The sequence below is a fragment of the Psychrobacter sp. TWR1-1-1 genome (assembly GCF_049895865.1).
GTDB lineage: Bacteria > Pseudomonadota > Gammaproteobacteria > Pseudomonadales > Moraxellaceae > Psychrobacter > Psychrobacter immobilis_A.
Genome location: NZ_JAFCTE010000001.1, coordinates 40,687 through 57,214, shown reverse-complemented (window position 1 = coordinate 57,214; position 16,528 = coordinate 40,687). Strand labels below are relative to the sequence as shown.

11 protein-coding genes are annotated in these 16,528 nt (G+C 43.5%); 7 read left to right on the top strand and 4 right to left on the bottom strand.

All coding sequences use genetic code 11. From position 1 onward, the window contains the following. Positions 1 to 145 precede the first annotated feature (145 nt). The 3 genes from guaB to cysS form a co-directional block, all read right to left on the bottom strand. Complete coding sequence (gene guaB / locus ACP69U_RS00210) at positions 146 to 1,618, bottom strand: IMP dehydrogenase (RefSeq protein ID WP_087814171.1); 1,473 nt, start codon at positions 1,616 to 1,618, stop codon at positions 146 to 148. A gap of 402 nt (positions 1,619 to 2,020) precedes the next feature. After that, a complete protein-coding gene (locus tag ACP69U_RS00205) occupies positions 2,021 to 4,021 on the bottom strand; it encodes a mechanosensitive ion channel family protein (protein ID WP_426137437.1) in 2,001 nt (666 codons plus the stop codon). A 239-nt stretch (positions 4,022 to 4,260) separates the two neighbouring features. Next, complete coding sequence (cysS, locus tag ACP69U_RS00200) at positions 4,261 to 5,721, bottom strand: cysteine--tRNA ligase (protein ID WP_426137436.1); 1,461 nt, start codon at positions 5,719 to 5,721, stop codon at positions 4,261 to 4,263. 230 nt (positions 5,722 to 5,951) lie between these two features. Between cysS and ACP69U_RS00195 the strand changes: the two genes are divergently transcribed. Further along, a complete protein-coding gene (locus ACP69U_RS00195) occupies positions 5,952 to 6,548 on the top strand; it encodes a cob(I)yrinic acid a,c-diamide adenosyltransferase (RefSeq protein ID WP_045446323.1) in 597 nt (198 codons plus the stop codon). Positions 6,549 to 6,717: 169 nt separating this feature from the next. On the opposite strand, the gene ACP69U_RS00190 is transcribed toward ACP69U_RS00195, so the two are convergent. Beyond that, positions 6,718 to 7,653: a hypothetical protein gene (locus ACP69U_RS00190; protein ID WP_426137435.1), complete on the bottom strand. Its 936-nt coding sequence runs from the start codon at positions 7,651 to 7,653 to the stop codon at positions 6,718 to 6,720. 438 nt (positions 7,654 to 8,091) lie between these two features. Here ACP69U_RS00190 and ACP69U_RS00185 point away from each other — a divergent pair, with 438 nt between their 5' ends. The 6 genes from ACP69U_RS00185 to ACP69U_RS00160 all read left to right on the top strand — a co-directional run bounded on the left by ACP69U_RS00185 (position 8,092) and on the right by ACP69U_RS00160 (position 16,493). Further along, the gene (locus tag ACP69U_RS00185) at positions 8,092 to 8,820 is read left to right on the top strand and encodes a glycerophosphodiester phosphodiesterase (RefSeq protein WP_426137434.1); all 729 of its coding nucleotides are present in this window, start codon (positions 8,092 to 8,094) and stop codon (positions 8,818 to 8,820) included. Positions 8,821 to 9,269: 449 nt separating this feature from the next. Continuing rightward, positions 9,270 to 10,448: an acyl-CoA desaturase gene (locus ACP69U_RS00180; RefSeq protein WP_426137666.1), complete on the top strand. Its 1,179-nt coding sequence runs from the start codon at positions 9,270 to 9,272 to the stop codon at positions 10,446 to 10,448. 323 nt (positions 10,449 to 10,771) lie between these two features. Continuing rightward, the gene (locus ACP69U_RS00175) at positions 10,772 to 12,238 is read left to right on the top strand and encodes a protein adenylyltransferase SelO (protein ID WP_426137433.1); all 1,467 of its coding nucleotides are present in this window, start codon (positions 10,772 to 10,774) and stop codon (positions 12,236 to 12,238) included. Between the two features lie 359 nt (positions 12,239 to 12,597). Next, entirely contained in the window at positions 12,598 to 14,919 is a 2,322-nt protein-coding gene (locus tag ACP69U_RS00170; protein ID WP_426137432.1) for an NADP-dependent malic enzyme, read from the top strand. A 207-nt stretch (positions 14,920 to 15,126) separates the two neighbouring features. After that, entirely contained in the window at positions 15,127 to 16,314 is a 1,188-nt protein-coding gene (locus tag ACP69U_RS00165) for a tRNA nucleotidyltransferase (protein WP_426137431.1), read from the top strand. Continuing rightward, positions 16,308 to 16,493 (top strand): SDR family oxidoreductase, encoded by a 186-nt coding sequence (locus ACP69U_RS00160; protein WP_426137430.1) that lies wholly within the window; start codon positions 16,308 to 16,310, stop codon positions 16,491 to 16,493. Before ACP69U_RS00165 ends, ACP69U_RS00160 begins: the two co-directional genes overlap by 7 nt. The last annotated feature ends 35 nt before the right edge of the window (positions 16,494 to 16,528 follow it).

The following is a 16,528-nucleotide window of genomic DNA, read 5'->3' as shown; positions in this document are numbered from 1 at the left end:
AGTAGTTATTATTATAATCCGCTTGTGTATTTTACAAAAAAAACAGCCAACAATAACAAGGCATTGTTGGCTGTTTGTATCTTAAGGTCACTGCAGCCCTGCAAAACAGCTATCGTTGACGTAATGCAGGATTATAAAACACTTTTTAATTTACACGATAGTTCGGTGCTTCTTTGGTGATTTGAACATCATGGACATGCGACTCTTTCATGCCCGCCGATGTCACCTTAATGAATTGCGGATTGGTACGCATATCTTCGATGGTCGCAGAGCCAGTATAACCCATTGATGAGCGCAAACCGCCAACCAACTGATTAACAATACCAGCAACTGGACCCTTATAAGGAACTCGGCCTTCGATACCTTCTGGTACTAATTTTTCTACGCCATCTTTAGCATCTTGGAAGTAACGATCTGATGAACCATTTGAGCCTGACATCGCACCAAGGCTACCCATACCGCGATAAGCTTTGTAGTAGCGACCTTGGAACAGCTCAACTTCACCTGGCGCTTCTTCGGTACCAGCCATCAATGAGCCTACCATAATGCACGAAGCACCAGCGGCAATGGCTTTTGCCATATCACCTGAATAGCGAATACCACCATCAGCAATCAGTGGAATACTGTCTTTCAATGCGCTAGCGACGTTATCGATAGCTGAGATTTGCGGCACACCGATACCAGCGATGATACGCGTAGTGCAGATAGAGCCAGGGCCAATACCGACTTTTACCGCATCAGCGCCTGCATCACGTAGTGCAAGTGCAGCATCCCCTGTTGCGATGTTGCCACCGATGACTTGCACGTGTGGATAGTGCTTTTTAATCCAAGACACCTTATCAATCACGCCTTTTGAATGACCATGTGCGGTATCAACCACGATGATATCGACGTCAGCAGCGATTAACGCTTCAACACGCGCTTGGGTATCTGCACCAGTACCAACAGCAGCACCAACACGCAGACGACCTTGCTCATCTTTACAAGCATTTGGATTGTTTTCAGCTTTTGCAAAGTCATTAACCGTAATCAAACCACGTAAGCGAAAATGATCGTCGATAACAATGACTTTTTCAATGCGGTGTTCATGTAGCAGACGCTTGATGTTTTCGTTGCTTTCACCTTCATGTACTGTTACCAACTGATTTTTTGGCGTCATGATTTTACTAACTGGCAAAGACAGATTGGTTTCAAAGCGCCAATCTCTGTGAGTCACAATACCCACGACATTATCAGTGCCTCTTTCTACCACAGGTACGCCTGAGATATTATTGTCTTGCGTCAGCTGTAGCAGATCACCAATCGTCATTTCTGGATGCACGGTAATCGGATCTACAACCGTACCTGCTTCAAATTTTTTGACGCGGCGTACTTGTGTGGCTTGCTTGGCGATATCCATGCTCTTGTGCAAGATACCCATACCGCCTAGCTGTGCCATCGTAATGGCCATTTCAGATTCGGTCACGGTATCCATCGCAGCAGAAATCAGCGGTAGATTCAGCGTGATATTTTTGGTCAAACGGGTGGTCAGATCGGCAGTTTTTGGCAAGACTTCAGAATAAGCTGGCAACAATAAAACGTCATCAAAGGTTAAGGCTTCATCGACAATTCGCAACATACAGACCCCTAGTGGTGGTTATTTTGATGGGTGGGATATTTCTGGCATTAAGACAATCAACCAAAATCACCGATATGACTTTATGAAGCTAAAGTCTTAAAATTAAAGACCTTGTATCACAAAGTTTTAGATAATCAGCAATGAGCCAGCCAGTGTTTGTGATTAAACAAACAGAGACACTCGAAAATTGCAATTGATTGATGCTAATAAGTTTGCACAAATATAGCGCGCCCCTACTCTTAATCGCTCATTTATCCCTTAAAAATAACGCCATATTATAACAAATAATCAGACAAATCGCATGCTATATTTGTCAGCTTATTTTGCTAGCGCTTGTCTATCGATACCGACGTCTGTAAAGCTCAGCTATTTAAAAGCATAGAAAGTATACTCAATCGTCGGTTACTGGTCATTACCCTTCAATATCAAACGTTCAGCAGGCAGATAAGCTTTTTGTTTGCTATATAAATAATTCAGCATCTGCTCACGTATCTCACAGGCCAGTGTCCATGCTTCTATGGGACCTACCGCTGAAACAGCGCCGCGCAAGTGAATAATGTTGGCAGTCACCTCAACGACAAACATTTCAGGCTCAGTTTTGTTGTCCCAAAGCTTATTGTCTTTAACCGCCGATATAAATTGCTGGCGAATGGCGTCAATATCTGCACCATAATCGACATATAAAAACACAGGACAGGTCTGATGTACTTCGGTATGTGACCAGTTTTCTACCGTTTCGGTGATCAGTTCGCGCATCGGCACGATCAATCGACGTTCATCCCATGTTTTGAGTACCGCATACGTATAACGCAGGTCTTCAACGGTACTAAAATTGCCATCCATTATCACACTGTCGCCAATCCGTACCGGCTGGGTCACGGCCACCTGTACCCCAGCAATGATGTTACCCAGTATCGGCTGCGCGGCAATTCCGATGACCACGCCTGCGATACCAGCCGAGGTCAATAGCGTTTTGCCAAGGCCTTCCATGTTGGCAAATTCACTGAGACCAATCCAAATACTGCCCAAAATCATGACAAAAATAAAGACGCGGCGAAATATCGATACATAAGTACGGCGACGGCGTTCTTTATCAAAGTGCTCTTCAGCCAGATTTTCAATTTGTAGGCTTTGATAGCGATTAGCAAAAAAGTTAATCACGCGGATGCCAAGCCATAAGGTGCTAAATACTAGCCCAATCCAGATAAGCGGACGAGTCGATGAAGCTACCGCATCCAAATAAGGAAAGCCGCCTGACACCAAAGTAAAGACGAGCAAAAAACTGATGGTAAAAGTCAACGGCACGGTCAGCTTATTAACCAAATCTGCCACGCCATTCGTACTACCAACATAATTGCTGTATTTTTCATCGTCGATATAACGGCTGATGATTTTTTCCGTGCCTTTACTGAGTAACCACCCTACTCCCATGGTCACTAAGAAAAACAGTGCTAATGCCAAAAACTCCCATAGTGCGATACTGAAAATCTTAAGTTTTAACCATCCAGGTAAATAACGCTCAAATTCCGCTGGATGATATTGCTCATAGAGATTGTCAATATTATCAACGGTCTGTGCAGAAAATACCCAAATAGGCGCAGCCTCACCAACCCGTACTCGTTGCAAATAGATGGGAACACGGCGCTCACGATAGTCGATATAACCTAGCTGAATCGAACGTCTAGGGATGCCCATGATACTACTGGTATTACCAAGTGGCGGCTCGATTAAACCATCTGGGCGATCTGGCAGATCATCAAAGACGTAAAGCTCTTTTTCCGTTAACAAAAAATCCAACCGTTTTGATAACTCAAGCGCGTGGTTACGCTGAATTTTCTGATCGATTAAATTCATGTTGAGTGCATAAGCGGCCAAGTCGTATTGTTGCTTCATGACCGCTGACTGAAAAAACTCTAAAGTCGCCAGTGGCGTGGTTAAATTTGGCGGCTCCGATAATGGCGGCAAGCCTACATTGAGCTTGTCTAGCAAATAATAACTTTCATTGTATTCACCCGTCAGTCCAGAATCGCCCTGCAAATTACCCGCTTGCTCTACTACATTGCGCTCGGTAGGATCAAATATCTCTTCTGCAACGCCAGAGATGCTGAGGCTTTCGTCTTTAATTGTATTGATTTTCTGAGTGGCATATTCAGCCAGATTATCGGGCTTGCTGATTGAATTCGATGATGAGTTGGACTGCTCACCCGCAGCTTGTTCGCTATCGCTAGTGCTTGCAGCATTAGCGGGTGCAAACACAGCATTCATGCTGACTATAAAAAAAACCAATAGTAATGACAAAATACTGGCGCGCACATTCCAACGCTGGGGGTTAGGATAGTGGTCACTGTCGGTATCAATTGCTATACAATGACCGCCAACAATGCTTTTTTTGAGAATATTCATATTTTAAAAGCCATTAATTCACTTGATGTTTCCATCTTTTGAAGTTTGCCTACAAAGCTTGTTTTTACCTATATTGCATAGCCAATTTAGCTTCATCTTTATGGTTTGACTGCAATTTATCTTGTTCTTAGCACCATTTTTAGAATGATGATACGCCCTAGTTTAGTCTATAAAAAAAGCCAGCTCAAAGCTGACTTAGTTTATGACTATCTATATGGGTGTTCTGTAACATGATTGCCTTAAGCACGGCGCCATGTCGTACCAGCACGGCTGTCTTCAAGCTCAATACCAGCCTCTTTCAACTGCTCACGTATCTCATCAGCACGCGCGAAGTTTTTATTGGTTTTGGCATCCGCACGCTCAATGATTAAACCATCGATAGTCGCATCGGTTAAACCGTCATCCACCTTGTCACCAATCACTGCTTGCAAAAATTGCTGAACTGGCTGCTGTAAAATATTGAGCACCTGTGCCAACGCTTTGAGCTGCTCTGCCAATTGCCATGCGGTGTCTACGTCTTCAACTTTAATAGCTTTATTAATATCGCGCGCCAGCCCAAACAATACGCTAATCGCTGTTGAACTATTAAAATCATCGTTCATGGCTTTGATAAAGTCTTGCCCAGCGCTGCTGCTATAAGCTTCGATGGTCAAGTTTTGACCAATTACGATTGTTTGCCCTTTCTGCTGTTCAGCCAATTTTAATGCATTATATAATCTGCTTAGGCTATTATGTGCTTCGTCCAATGCGTTATCAGAAAAATTGACTTGGCTGCGATAATGGCTTGATAATAAGAAAAAGCGCACCGTTTCAGGTAGATATCTTGCCATCACGTCACGAATGGTAAAAAAGTTACCCAACGACTTGGACATTTTTTCGCCATCGACATTAATGAAACCGACATGCATCCAGTTACGCGCGTATTCACAGCCAGTCGCGGCTTCAGACTGCGCTATCTCGTTTTCGTGATGCGGAAATTGCAAGTCATGACCACCCCCATGAATATCAAAGGTATTACCTAAGCACTTAGTCGACATCGCTGAACATTCGATATGCCAACCTGGACGCCCTTGACCCCATGGTGACGCCCATTGTGGCTCATTGGGTTTTGCTGCCTTCCATAAGACAAAATCAAACGGATTGCGCTTATCATTTTCGACATCGACACGTGAACCTGCTTGCATCTCATCGAGATTACGCTTAGACAATTTACCATAATCTGCAAAATTATCGACGGCATAGTAGACATCACCATTGTCGCCTGCGTACGCATAGTCGCCTGCGACCAAGGTCTCAATCATTTGCTGCATATCATCGATATGATCAGTCGCGCGCGGCTCAGCGTCTGGCATCTCGCAACCAAGAGCGGTTGCATCTTCGTGCATGGCTTCAATAAAACGCTGCGTTAACATACCAATCTCTTCGCCGTTCTCAGCGGCACGAGTGATGATTTTGTCATCAATATCGGTGATATTGCGCACATAATTAACGTCATAGCCTAACTGAGCCAACCAGCGCACTACCATGTCAAAACCAACCATCACCCGCGCATGCCCAATATGACAATAATCATAAACGGTCATACCGCACACATACATGCCTACTTGCCCTGATTTGAGTGGTACAAACTGACGTTTTCCGCCAGTCAGTGAGTCATGAATAGCAAGCTGAGACATCGCATCGGCAAGTGGTGTGGTCATGGTTAAAAAGCCTTTTAATATAAATGAAATAGATAAAATAAAAACAAAAATACAATCAATGCTTGGGTATTAAATAGCACTGATTACGGTTGTTATGAATGTAAAAGCAGCGGCAAAAATAGCAGCAATATAAAACTTAACCCATTATCTTAGCGAAAACAGCCATAAAATACTACAATGAGCCCGCAACTAACATCATTCAATCATAAAAAACTGTTAAGGATTTAGATATGGGCAATCGTTTAAGCAAAATATATACGCGTACTGGAGATGACGGTAGCACTGGCATGGCAGACGGCAGCCGAGTCAGCAAAGCAGATAATCTATTTAGCGTAATGGGTGATATCGACGAGCTTAACTCACACATTGGTCTGGTACGTGCTCAATTACAGCATAATAAAGGACAGTCTATAGAGAAAGAATTTTCTCAAGCGTTAGTCATCATTCAACATTTATTGTTTAATATCGGTGGTGAGCTGGCTATGCCAGAATATGAAGGCGTCAATGCCACTCACATTACATGGTTAGAACAGCAAATTGATGCGATGAATACCACCTTGCCGCCGCTAAAAGATTTTATCTTGCCCACAGGTTCGGTATTGGTCAGCCAACTGCACGTTGCGCGTACGGTCTGTCGCCGTGCTGAGCGCCAAGCAGTGCTATTACAGCAAGAGCGTCCACAAGCGATTCGCAGTACGGCCGTGAGTTTTATCAATCGCTTATCGGATTGGTTGTTTGTCGCTGCTCGCTTTTGTACAGATCCCAACAAAGTCTCTGAAGTCTTATGGGACAGTCAGGTATTACAAAAATTCGCTGATAAAAAATGATTGCGTATGACTACTTCAGTGGACTAAAACGCTAAAATAATACCCTAGAATCAAGCCCTAGAATAAAATATAAAAAAGCCCGCAATCTTAACACTGCGGGCTTTTTACTGACTGATTAATACTATTCAGTCACGACAATATTGTTTGAGAACAGCTTAAATCTTACTAATTAGTAAGTAGCGCTGTCATCTTCAATAATGACCATATCGATACTTTCATCTTTAGGTACTGATTTCGGTACGGCTGGTGTGGCTGGGGTTTTAACCTCAGGGGTGGCTGACGCGCTGCTATCCGTATTACTACTGCTTGGATTGTTAATAGTCGGCGGCGTGGCAGGCTGAGTAGGACGAATCGGCTCAACTGGCTTGACTACTTGAGGCTGACGAACGGGTGCTGACTGACTGTCATCGTTTTGTGCTGCACGGTGCTCATTGCTACGTTGGGCGCGCTGCTCATCCATCGCTGATTTAAATACAGAACCTGCCATCACATCGGCGACCACAGTAATCAATGCTGGCTGCCCAGCAATACGTGTGCGTACTTGACCGCCTTGAGTACCAACGACATAAGTAAAGGCATCATCAACCAACATGTTATTGTTGATACGAATGTTATTTTGCGCTAAGCGTGATTGTAGGCTCGGCAGATTGTTGGCTGCTTGTACTTGACTGGCTTGATACAAATCTTCGCTTGGTAACGTCATGCTCACGCTTGCCTGACAAGTCGTCATACCATTGTCATTGGCTGCTTGTAAGACTGCAGCATTTTGTACATCAATCACAATGCCGTTGGTTTTATTAGTGATAGCGCCGCTAGCGAGACTGATCTCTGCATCATTTGCGTAGTTGGCAGCCAGCGTTTGTGCTTGTTGATTGAGCGTGTTTTTTAGAGCCGTTTTGAGACGATCTTGTACCATTGGGTCATCACAGCTCACCGCAGTAGCTGCGGTGTTTTCAGTAGACGCAGACTCTTGCTCTGTGAGCTCTGCCGTCTCGGTGGTATCTTCCTTCTCTGAGCGATCACAGCCAGCAAGCGCTAAACCACATACCATGCCAATACCAGCCACTTTATACCACTTGCTCACGTTTTTATTTGCTACGCTCATATTTCTTTTGCTCCCAATTTACTAATACGTACCGCCACTGATGGACAGTGATTGATGTTCAAACCGCAACCCTAGCTGCCCTAGGTTTGAAAACCAGATTATTATACGGTGTTTAAATAAAATGTTCATTAGTGTAGCCCATGGATATACAAATAACGCCCCTCATTATAGGTAAAACCTGTATTTAGTTGCAAAAACATAACAAATACATACTTATGAATTCGCTGTAAATACGCTTTTAGACTACCGCTATCAACTAGGGTCTGTTGAATGTTTGACAGACAGTAAACCTATTCTAAGATTTCGCTCAGCTCATATCTATAAAGTTTTTGGATAAAAGGAACCACATAGTAATATTGCTCTATTGAGCAAATTGTATTAGACGCTGTTGTTTTAGCACTATATGATTGCGCGTATCACTAACCAACCATATAAATTATGATAAATTTTGAAAACACGCTTTTATTGGGTCATCGCGGTGCGCGTGGCGAAGCATTAGAAAATACCTTTTCAGGCTTTGAGTACACTCAACGTCTCAACACTCAGGGTCTAGCAGGGGTTGAGTTTGATGTACAACTGAGTGCGGATGGTCATTTAATCGTGTTTCATGATGACACGCTGCAACGCATGTGTGGTCAGCAAGCACGTGTTGATCAGTTGAATCTTGCTGAGATTCAACGCCATTCGCAGTTTGGTCATCAGATTATCACATTAGGGCAGGTAGCGCCGTTGCTAAAGGGCTTTACTGATATTGAACTGGAGATTAAAACGCATGACCGTACTGATTATGCTAAATTGGTACAAGCATTGGCACGCAACCTCATCGATAGCCCACTTGCCAAACTACCCATTGTGCTGACCAGCTTTGATGTAGAGCTACATGCTCGCTTGCAACGTCATCCATTACTCAAGCAGATCTCTCGCGGCTTGCTCATTCGCACACCTGAAATCTTAATGACTGCGCCGAATACCGCCTTGCAACTTGGCTGTATTCAGCTAGGTATCCACTATCCGCTTATTAGTCGAGCAGTCATTAAACATAGCCACCGTTATGGCTTGCCAGTGAGTGCGTGGACGGTCAATGATATTGACACGATTAAACAGCTGATCGCATGGCAAGCTGACGTCATCATCACTGATTATCCAAGTCATTTACTGCTGGGTTAATAAGCATCGCCTTTATTTGATTTATTTAAAATCATCTACATATCTACGGTGTTACTTACACTTCTCCTCAATGCCTGATAAGTCATCCATTATTTTCGTTAATACATTCCATAATCAATACAAGTTATTGTTATTTAGCAATATTTTTACAGTGTATAACTGTTCACTTTATTGATTTTTTAAGGTATCATATAGGCTTAAATTAATACCGCTAGGGATATTATATGATTGCAAAAAAAGCACTTGGCTTACCGCTTAAAGGCTTACGTTTCGCTATCAAATCTGGTGATACACTTATCAAAGCCGCCAGCACTCAAGCCACACGTTTTAAGACACGTTTTGACGAGAGTAAAACTGCAAGCTCGCTTAATGAGCAGCCTGTTGCCAAACGCAACTACGCCCATGCTGCGGGAGAGCAAGATGTCGCTACTAAAGAAGACAGCATTGATATGCGCGAGTTTGAGTTTACAAAAGCGCCGATCAACTGGATTCCAGCGACTATTCTAGTAGCCACACCTATTGCTGCTGCGATCATTACACCATGGTATTTGTTTACTCATGATGTTAGCCCGCCAGTTTGGGGCGTATTTGGTGCCTTTATGGTATGGACAGGTATCAGTATTACGGCGGGTTATCATCGCCTGCTATCGCATCGTGCTTATAAAGCGCATCCAATCGTCAAAAACTTTTTATTGCTAGGTTCTACCTTTGCCGTACAAGGTTCAGCGTTTGATTGGGTTTCTGGTCACCGTACGCATCATCGTCATGTCGATGACCGCTTAGAAGACCCGTACTCAGCAAAGCGTGGCTTTTTCTTTAGTCATATGGGCTGGATGCTACGCAATTATCCTAGCGGTAAATTTGACTATAAAAATATCCCTGACCTAACCAAAGATAGAACGCTGCAAATTCAGCATAAATATTACGGTTTATGGGTTGCGGCATTAAACATCGGTGTGGTCGCTGCGATCGGTTGGTTATTGGGTGATGTTTGGGGTACTTTGGTCATCGTAGGCTTACTACGTCTAGTACTGACGCACCACTTTACCTTCTTTATTAACTCGCTATGTCATATGTTTGGCACGCGTCCTTATACGGATACCAATACTGCTCGCGATAACTTCTTCTTAGCTATCTTTACGTGGGGTGAGGGTTATCATAACTACCATCACTTCTTCCAATACGACTATCGTAACGGCGTAAAATGGTGGCAGTATGATCCTACTAAATGGTTGATTGCTGGCCTATCAAAGCTGGGCTTAACCAGTGAGCTACGTACCGTTGATGACACCACTATCAAGCATGCAGAAGTACAAATGCAATTTAAAGCGGCACAGCAGCAGATTGATACGGCAGCAGTGGGCGGTCTTGATCTTCCTCATGCCATGAAAAGCTTCCAAGATCGTATTAAGTTTGAATATGATGCCTTTATGCAGACTGTTGAAGAATGGCAAGCGCTCAAAGCCAAAACGATTGAGCTGAAAAAGACAGAATATGCCGATCGCTTGCATGAAGTGGAAGATGAGCTAAAGCACGACTATGCTAAGATTGAACAAAAAATTCTTGAGCATAATAGCAATTTAAAAACCGCGTTTCGCTCGATTGGTATCAGTAAAAAAGCGGCATAATTGCTGATTATTTAGCTGTATTTTATTACCTTTGTGATGAACAATAATTGTAAAGCTTCTCCTTCCCTCTATTTGTAGCAGATAGAGGGATTTTTTTGCTCATCTTTTATAGATCGTGTCGAACATTGATTTATGAAAATAAAAAAGATAGGTGGAAGCAATATCTTTGTTTGATAGGCTAAATGCATTCAATATTACTAATGGTTTTTGGGTGCGCTATTACAAGAGATGGACAGAGTGAAACGATGTAATATCAAGGCTATGCTATAGTGCTTTTATCGCCCCTACACTTTACTTATATTTCAAAAGCAGGAACGGCTTGTATGCGCTATCAAAATACCTATGTCAATCTAGACACTCGCCTTTATCATGAGCAACCGCCAACGCCGCTGGACAATCCACGTGCTGGACACTTCAACATGCAAGTTGCGCAGCAGTTAGGCTGGACAAATGATGAAGATTTAATGACACATTGGGTAGAGATACTCGGTGGTCAATACGTGCCAGCGGATTTTAAGCCATTGGCCATGGTTTATGCGGGTCACCAATTTGGACAATGGGCAGGCCAATTGGGTGATGGGCGCGGCTTGCTAATGGCACAAGTGCTCGATCACAATAATCAATTGCAAGACTTGCACCTTAAGGGCATTGGTCTGACGCCTTATTCGCGGATGGGTGATGGTCGCGCTGTCTTGCGCAGCACTATTCGCGAGTATTTATGTGGTCATGCCCTTACACAATTAGGTGTTCCTTCCTCTAATGCTTTGGGATTTGTTGTCTCCGATACGAGGGTGCGCCGTGAGCGCATGGAAGCAGGTGCGGCATTGATGCGCGTGGCTGATAGTCACATTCGCTTAGGTCATATCGAGTGGATTGCCAGCTTTGCTCCTGATTTACTCGCTGAGTTCACCGATTATATGATCGACACTTATTATCCAGAGTGCCGTGATAATGACGCTCCCATACTGACATTTTTAACCACGGTGGTTGAGCGAACCGCACGAATGATCGCTGACTGGCAACTGATTGGCTTTGCTCATGGGGTAATGAATACCGATAACCTATCTATCACTGGTAGCACCTTAGACTTTGGTCCATTTGGTTTTATGGAGCGCTTCAACCCTGCTTGGATCAACAACCACTCTGATCATACTGGTCGCTACGCTTATCAGAATCAACCTGCTATTGGTCACTGGAATCTCAATGCTTGGCTGCCACATTTTATGCGCTTAGAGGGCGTAACACGTGAGGCGTTAGCAGACTGCCTAGCGCCTTATGAAGCCACATTTATGCAGCACTATCTGCAAGGACTGTGCCGCAAGCTTGGGCTGCCGCATGCAAAAGAGAGTCTAACCTTGGCTTTCGAATGGCTAACCTTGCTAGAAGACAACTTGCTAGACTATACCAATAGCTTCCGTGCGCTACTCGGTTTGGTCGCGCCGAATGAGCACCATTATGAAGAGCAGCTATTGTCAACCATGACGAATGAGCTTAGCGATGATGCCCAACAAGTCTGGCAAGATTGGTCGACTCGTTATGTGGCTCAAATACAACAGCTGCCACTTGAGCAAGTTATCGATGATATGCAGCACAATAATCCTGTTTATGTACTGCGTAATAGTATGGCGCAGCGTGCCATTACGGCAGCAGAACAAGGACAGTTCGAAGAAGTGAGTCGAGTATTCGATTTACTGGCTAACCCTTATCAGGTACAAGCAATCGCTACCCTTCTCGATACGATGCCGCCTACCCCACATGCGCCGCAAATGCCGATTAGTTGCTCGTCTTAATGATATGTTATTAAACTGCTATTCTGTAATATTTTGAAACATTATGAGATTAAGGTTGATATTTAACCCTATTTTTTAGCATTATTAATTGGCTAAATAATGAATATCATTTTACTATATTATTCTCGCCGTTCACGGCAGCTGACTAGGCAGTGAATTGGCAATAGTGCTAGAATAACTATTCCACTAGATTACTTTTTTGGCTCAATGCTTAATCGCTAATCCTGACACTTTAAATTATTAGCTGTTTAGCGTCACGTTACCCTTAGAGGATTATCATTCCATGATGTTTTGAGGGTAAAACGTTATTTTTATCTCCATTTACTTTATTCCAATTTATTCTAACCATGGCAATTATTATGAATGACGATACCACTTTGAATACGGATAACCTTAGTACAGAAAAAGAGCAGTTTGAACAAGCTGCCTTACATTATCATGAGTTTCCACGTCCAGGCAAAATCTCTGTCACCCCTATTAAGCAGTTGGCAAACCAACGTGACTTAGCACTTGCCTATTCACCAGGTGTGGCAGTTCCTTGTCTTGAGATTCAAAGAGATCCGACGTTAGCGGCTAAATATACTGCGCGTAGCAACTTGGTTGGTGTTATCACCAACGGTACTGCGGTACTGGGTCTAGGTAATATCGGGCCATTGGCATCGAAGCCTGTAATGGAAGGTAAAGGGGTTCTATTCAAAAAATTCGCAGGTATCGACGTTTTTGATATTGAAATTGCACAAAATGATCCAGACAAATTCATCGAGGCAGTTGCTTCTCTTGAGCCTACTTTCGGTGGCATCAATCTAGAAGACATCAAAGCACCAGAATGTTTCAAAATTGAGCGTGAATTACGTAAGCGCATGAACATTCCAGTATTCCATGATGACCAACATGGTACGTCAATCATTGTTGCAGCAGCGATGCTCAACGCGCTATTGATTACTGGCAAAAAAATCGAAGAGATTAAAATCGTCTGTTCAGGTGCTGGTGCCGCCGCCATTTCTTGTTTAGATATTATTTGCGCACTTGGGGTGAACAAAAACAATATCTTTGTTTCGGATTCACGCGGTATCATTACGACTATCCGTGAAAATCTTGACGAAACCAAACAGCGCTATGCTCGTGAGACGACTGCGACCACTATCGACGAAGTGATGGATGATGTCGATATGTTCCTTGGTCTATCGATGCCTGGTACATTATCTGAAGATATGGTTCGCCGTATGGCAAAAGACCCTATCGTCTTTGCACTTGCTAACCCAACGCCTGAGATCATGCCAGAATTGGCGCACGCTGTACGTCCAGATGTCATCATGGCAACGGGTCGCTCAGACTATCCAAACCAAGTAAACAACGCTTTATGCTTCCCTTATATCTTCCGCGGCGCATTAGATGTTGGTGCCACGACTGTTAACGAAGAGATGAAAGTTGCTTGTGTAAAAGCTATCGCTGCGATGGCACACGTTGAAGCAACACCGACCACCAGCGCTAGAAACATTGAAAAAATGCAAAGTTTCGGTCGTGATTACCTGATTCCAGGACCTTTAGAGCCAAACCTAATCATCGAGATCGCGTCTGCGGTCGCTCAAGCTGCGATGGACTCAGGCGTTGCAACCTTACCTATTGCTGATATGCAAGCTTATCGTCAGCGTCTGTCTGAGTTTGTCTATAACTCTGCATTCGTGATGAAACCAATCTTTGCTCGCGCTAAAGCCGATCCGAAACGTATCGTTTACTGTGAAGGTGAAGACAATAATATCTTACTCGCTGTGCAAGTGGTCGTTGATGAAAAGCTAGCCCAACCTATTTTAATTGGTCGTCCTTCAGTCATCGAAGCCAATATCGAAAAACTAGGGTTACGTCTAAAAGATGGCGAAAACATTACAATCGTTAACGTTGATGACGATCCTCGTTATAAAGACTACTGGCAGGGTTACTACGAGAAGAACAAACGTCTTGGTGTAAGTATTGAACTTGCTCGCCGTGATGTTCGTCGTAAGACCACATTGATCGGCTCACTATTGGTCGAAAATGGCGCTGCAGATGGCATGGTATGTGGTACGTTTAGCCATTATCAGTTGCACTTAAAATATGTACAAAGCGTTATTGGCAAAAAAGAAGGTGTGAATGACTTCTATGCTATGAATGCGGTACTCATGCAAGATCGTAATATTTTCATCGCCGATACTTATATCCATGAAGATCCAACGGCTGAACAATTGGCTGAAATGACTGTCTTAGCGGTTGATCAGTTACGTCGCTTTGGCATTACACCACGTGTCGCACTAGTTTCTCATTCTAACTTTGGCGCTTCAAATCGCACCAGTGCTGTAAAAATGCGCAAGGTCTATGAACTGCTGACAGATATGAATGTAGACTTTGAATTCGACGGCGAGATGCAAGGTGACGCCGCGTTGAATGAACATATTCGTTTAAACAACATGCCATCAAGTCCGTTGAAAGGTGCTGCAAATCTGCTCATCTTACCAACACTTGACGCCTCAAATATTGCCTTTAACTTACTCAAGACAGCAACTGGTAGCGCCTCTATTGGTCCTATTTTATTAGGTACTAGCAAACCAGTACATATTCTCACACCATCAGCAACTGCACGTGGTATCGTCAATATGACTGCTCTTTCCGTTACTGAAGCTCAAGATTTGGCGAGCGAAAATCAGTAATATATCCTGCGCTACCTAGTAGTATGTGTTATCGAGATGGTCTCTGTTATTCATTTATAGAGACTGTCTGCTATACTAAAACCAGTCAATGCTATTAAATAGCGTTGTCTGGTTTTTTTTGCTTGTTATACATTGGCTAAGACGCAACGTAGCCTTATTCAGTATCAGTCATCACTTGCTCAATAAAAATAAAAGATAGAGGCATTCATGCAAATTTACCTTGTCGGCGGCGCGGTACGCGATCAACTGTTAGCACGTCCTATTAAAGATAAAGATTTTGTCGTCGTTGGTGCAACTGTTGCAGAAATGCTTGATGCAGGGTTCCAGCAAGTGGGTGCAGATTTCCCTGTATTTTTGCATCCTAATAGCCATGAAGAATACGCATTGGCACGCACTGAACGCAAAGAAGGCTTGGGGTATAAAGGCTTTAGCGTACATGCCAGTCCTGATGTCAGCTTAAAAGAGGATCTACAACGTCGAGACTTGACGATTAATGCCATGGCGATAGAAGTCACCAGCTTAACTGATGATACGCCTATCAACGGTGACGTCATTGACTATTATGGTGGCATGGCTGATATAGAAAGCAAAATCTTGCGTCATGTATCAGGTGCATTTAGCGAAGACCCTCTACGAGTGCTTCGAACCGCTCGCTTCTATAGCCGTTATTATGACTTAGGTTTTGTCATTGCTGATGAAACTTTGACGTTGATGCGCCAATTGGTTGACTCTGGAGAGCTTGCGCATTTAAGTGCAGAGCGCATTTGGCAAGAATCTAGCCGTGCAACTATGCAGCTATCGCCGCACGTATACTGGCAACAGCTGTTTGAGATTGGTGCGCTCACAGAATATTTTGCCCCACTACATGAAGCTTGGACTAATACTCAGATACGTGAAACGGTACAGACTGCGCTTTATTTCGCAGGGCAAATGCAATTGAATCTATCACAGCGCTGGGCACTATTAATGAGTAGCCTTAATTCATTTTTATTTACCTCAGAACATACAAATGAAAACGTGAATAAAGCAGCCAATACAAAAGGTATCAATGATATAGGCAACGCCGCTAAGGTACCAAAGGCACACACTCAATTTTCGACTCTCTTCACTCAGCAAGCCACAAAGCTAAGCACAATAAACCATTTAAGCGCGGCTGAAAAAATTGACCTCACACAAACTTGCGGCGCTCATAAAGAGCCTGATAAGTTATCGCAGCTATTAGTGACCAGCCACGTGTTGCAATTGGCAACACAGCACCGTCAGATGATGATAGCATTGAATAGCTTTCATGCCATTAGTATGCAGGATATTGACTCAGCACTAACAGGCCCTGCGATTGGTGCGGCATTACGACAAGCCAGAATTGAGCACTTGCAAGCACGAAACCAATGTTAAGAAAATTTAAAAAGATGCAGCAGCGCGATATCATTGACTCAATTCCTATGCAGCGTATAGGTCGACCTGACGAGATTGCCCATCATGTGTTGTACCTCGTACAGGCCAATTATGTTACTGCTGAGATTATTACTGTTGATGGTGGTCGCAGCCTGACATTGTCTGGTGGTCATATTTGATAGAAAAGTAGAGCATCATAAAAAATATCTTGATT

Bases quoted from the DNA above. Each gene is read 5' to 3' on its own strand.
- guaB (WP_087814171.1), bottom strand. From the start codon at position 1,618: ATGTTGCGAATTGTCGATGAAGCCTTAACCTTTGATGACGTTTTATTG.
- ACP69U_RS00205 (WP_426137437.1), bottom strand. From the start codon at position 4,021: ATGAATATTCTCAAAAAAAGCATTGTTGGCGGTCATTGTATAGCAATT.
- cysS (WP_426137436.1), bottom strand. From the start codon at position 5,721: ATGACCACACCACTTGCCGATGCGATGTCTCAGCTTGCTATTCATGAC.
- ACP69U_RS00195 (WP_045446323.1), top strand. From the start codon at position 5,952: ATGGGCAATCGTTTAAGCAAAATATATACGCGTACTGGAGATGACGGT.
- ACP69U_RS00190 (WP_426137435.1), bottom strand. From the start codon at position 7,653: ATGAGCGTAGCAAATAAAAACGTGAGCAAGTGGTATAAAGTGGCTGGT.
- ACP69U_RS00185 (WP_426137434.1), top strand. From the start codon at position 8,092: ATGATAAATTTTGAAAACACGCTTTTATTGGGTCATCGCGGTGCGCGT.
- ACP69U_RS00180 (WP_426137666.1), top strand. From the start codon at position 9,270: ATGCGCGAGTTTGAGTTTACAAAAGCGCCGATCAACTGGATTCCAGCG.
- ACP69U_RS00175 (WP_426137433.1), top strand. From the start codon at position 10,772: ATGCGCTATCAAAATACCTATGTCAATCTAGACACTCGCCTTTATCAT.
- ACP69U_RS00170 (WP_426137432.1), top strand. From the start codon at position 12,598: ATGAATGACGATACCACTTTGAATACGGATAACCTTAGTACAGAAAAA.
- ACP69U_RS00165 (WP_426137431.1), top strand. From the start codon at position 15,127: ATGCAAATTTACCTTGTCGGCGGCGCGGTACGCGATCAACTGTTAGCA.
- ACP69U_RS00160 (WP_426137430.1), top strand. From the start codon at position 16,308: ATGTTAAGAAAATTTAAAAAGATGCAGCAGCGCGATATCATTGACTCA.